This window comes from Azospirillum sp. UFLA03-27, assembly GCF_059803775.1.
Genome location: NZ_JAUQTX010000447.1, coordinates 1 through 2,436 on the forward strand (window position 1 = coordinate 1; position 2,436 = coordinate 2,436).

A 2,436-nucleotide genomic window follows, 5' to 3' on the forward strand; every position below is an offset into this window, starting at 1 on the left:
GGGAGGGGAGGGGCGGCCGATCATCAGACCATGGTTATCCCGATCCGGTTCGCCGGGTCTAGTTCCCCGTGCGGACGTTCAGCACCCGTTCGCTGCCGCCGCGCAGGACAGTCACCTGAAGGGGCGTGCCGACCCGCACCAGCCCCATGCGGTTGCGGAAGTCGGTGGCGCTGCGCACCGGGCGCCCGTTCACCGCGGTCACCACGTCGCCGCTGCGGAAGCCGGCGCGGTCGGCGGCGGACCCGCGCTCCACCTGGGCGATGACCGCCCCGGCGTCGCCGGTCAGATTCATGCTGTCCGCCAGATCGGGGGTCAGGTCCTGGATGGAGACCCCCAGCCGGCCGCGCCGCACCTCGCCGTACTCGACCAGCTGCTCCATCACCGAGCGGACGATGCTGACCGGGACGGCGAAGCCGATGCCGACCGACCCGCCCGCCGGGCCGATGATGGCGGTGTTGATGCCGACCAACTCCCCGTTGAAGTTCACCAGCGCGCCGCCGGAGTTGCCGGGATTGATGGAGGCGTCGGTCTGGATGAAGTCCTCGTACCCCTCGATCTTCAGCCCGCTGCGGCCGAGCGCCGAGACGATGCCGGAGGTCACCGTCTGGCCCAGCCCGAAGGGGTTGCCGATGGCGACCAGGAAATCGCCGACCTTGAGCTGGTCCGAATCGCCCCAGGGCAGGGCGGTCAGCTTCTCCGCCTCGATCTTCAGCAGCGCGATGTCGGTCGCCGCGTCCCGCCCGACCAACTTGGCGCGCAGGCGGCGGCGGTCCTTCAGGGTGACGGCGATCTCCTGCGCGTTCTCCACCACATGGGCGTTGGTGATGACGTAGCCGCGCCGCGCGTCCACGATCACGCCCGACCCGGCGCTGACCTGCGGGCGGGCCTGCTGCTCTGGAACGTTGAAGAAGCGGCGGAAGAAGGGGTCGCGGAGCAGCGGGTTCTCGGCCTGCGGCGCCCGCGACAGGACGGCGATGTTGACGACGGCGGGGGTCACCTGTTCCAGCATCGGCGCGATGGTCGTCACCCCGGTGACCCCGGCGGGCAGGGCAGCCGCGGCGGGGGCCAGACCCGCGCCCGGAACGCCGATCCCCAAAAGCCCGGCCATGCACGCCGCCCCCGCAAATCGAAGCGCCGCGAACCGAAGCGTCGTCGTCATCGGCATCTTGTCCCCGTTCCTGTTGTTCCGTGCTGCCTTGGCGCGGCTGATGTGGGCGAGCGGCGCCCGTGGGTCAAGCCTGCGCACCCTTTGCCCCGCCGCGCGCCGCGCGCCGCGCCTGAGTATAGGGCAGCGCCAGCGACGGGAGGATCCTCCATACCGCAGCCCGCCGTCTTTCCGGGCTCCGCTCCGGCGATCGACTTCCATGCTTGGTTGCATGATGACGGGGTGCGGCATCGAGGCACCGCCCATGACTTCATTAAGACTTTGTTCAGCGGGATCTGCGAGGCAGAGATGTGCAGGATTTGCCTGAAATCCAGGCCATGTCTGGTGTAACCTCAGTTTTCCTAAGACGTGCTTTCCTCCATGGCGGATTCTCAACAGCGGCCCGCCGACGGTGACGACGATGAGCGATGTTCCTCTGATGGAACTGACCGAGCATGACTACCTCCAGATGGAGGAGGCGCTGTCGCAGACCGCGCGCGGCCGCGCGTTCCTGCGCATGCGCGACCGACGATCCCGCGTGGTCGCGGTGGACGAGTTCCACCGGCTGACCGGCGCGCTGGAGCAGCAGGTCAACCGGCTGCGCGGGGTGGACCCCGGCGCCTTGCCCCGTCCGGTGCCGGGTGGCGGGGTGGGGCAAGGCTTGGGGGATGGCCTGCAGCTTCAGCAGGAGTTGATGTCGATCACCCAGGTGGTGCGTGAGACGCGCAGCGACATCGCCGCACTGCGCCCCGCCGACACCGGGTCGAACCGCATCGAGGCGGCGACCGGCGAACTGGACGAGATCGTCGCGGCGACCGAGCGGGCGACCACCGACATCCTGAACGCCACCGAGAAGATCCAGGAGATCACCCAGGGCATCCCGCGCACCGATCCCGACATCGCGGAAATGGTCGACGCCATCGACGCCTGGAGCATCGAGATCATGACCGCCTGCGCCTTCCAGGACATCACCGGTCAGCGCACCACCAAGGTGGTCAACACGCTGCGCTACATCGAGCAGCGCGTGAACACGATGATCGAGATCTGGGGCGTCGACCGCATCGCCACCGCCTCGGAAACCGCGTCCATGGGCGAGGGGGCGTCCCACCGCAAGCTGGGCGACACCCGGCCCGACGCGCATCTGCTGAACGGCCCGCAGCTCGGCGGGCCGGAGGTCAGCCAGGACGACATCGACGCCCTGTTCGACACGCTGGCCACCCAGATCCCCCAGGTGCTGGAACGGGCGGAACCTGTCTCTTATACACATCTGACGCTGCCGACGATTATACGCG

The 2,436-nt window shown here is 68.8% G+C and carries 2 protein-coding genes; one reads left to right on the forward strand and one right to left on the reverse strand.

What is annotated here, in order from left to right; all coding sequences use genetic code 11:
- Positions 1-58: 58 nt before the first annotated feature.
- Positions 59-1,159, reverse strand: a complete 1,101-nt coding sequence (locus Q4I23_RS32130; RefSeq protein WP_454020083.1) for a Do family serine endopeptidase — start codon at positions 1,157-1,159, stop codon at positions 59-61.
- Between the two features lie 406 nt (positions 1,160-1,565).
- Between Q4I23_RS32130 and Q4I23_RS32135 the strand changes: the two genes are divergently transcribed.
- On the forward strand, positions 1,566-2,436 hold an 871-nt coding region (locus tag Q4I23_RS32135), incomplete at its 3' end, for a hypothetical protein (RefSeq protein ID WP_498528928.1).